The following is a 650-nucleotide window of genomic DNA, read 5'->3' as shown; positions in this document are numbered from 1 at the left end:
GTATTATTTATTGTAAGATAAAAATATCATTTTTAACAGATTTTGGAATGAGGCTAAACCTCAGTTATTTTCTTATAGTCTTTTAAAATAAAACTCATTCATCCTTACCGCTCTCTGCTCGGTAAATCTTCAGTCCAAAAAAGTTAATAATTGTTAAATTTGACATCATCAAGCGGTTTTTTTTAAATAAGCTATAAAAATCATGATATTTGCGCGCGATAAAACCATATACCATATATATTAAATGCAGTACAAAAAAATCAATAATCTTTTAGGCTGGCTTTGCTTTGTTATAGCTTCTGTAACCTACATCTTAACATTAGAACCTTCCGTAAGTTTTTGGGATTGCGGTGAATTTATTTCATGCGCTTACCGCTTACAGGTAGCCCATCAGCCCGGATACCCGGTATTTGCCATGCTGGGCAAGTTATTTTCCCTTCTTTCAATGGGCGATAATACTAAAGTTCCTTATTTTACCAATATGGGTTCGGCAATTGCAAGTGGCGCTACCATTATGTTTTTGTTTTGGACAATTACCGCATTGGCAAAAAAGTTACTATTGAACAAGCGCGATGATGTGGTTGACCAAACAAACCTTATCCTGATCATGGGAGCGGGGCTTGTAGGTGCACTGGCATTTACTTATACCG

General features: G+C 35.8%; 1 protein-coding gene. It reads left to right on the top strand.

Translation table 11 applies throughout. The features are described 5' to 3' along the window. Positions 1–244: 244 nt before the first annotated feature. Positions 245–650: glycosyltransferase family 117 protein (locus AC1DPZ_RS28585; protein ID WP_477409912.1), on the top strand; the 406-nt coding region annotated here is incomplete at its 3' end.

The organism is Mucilaginibacter sp. P4_G9 (assembly GCF_056400985.1).
This window is presented reverse-complemented; position numbering and strand designations above follow the sequence as displayed.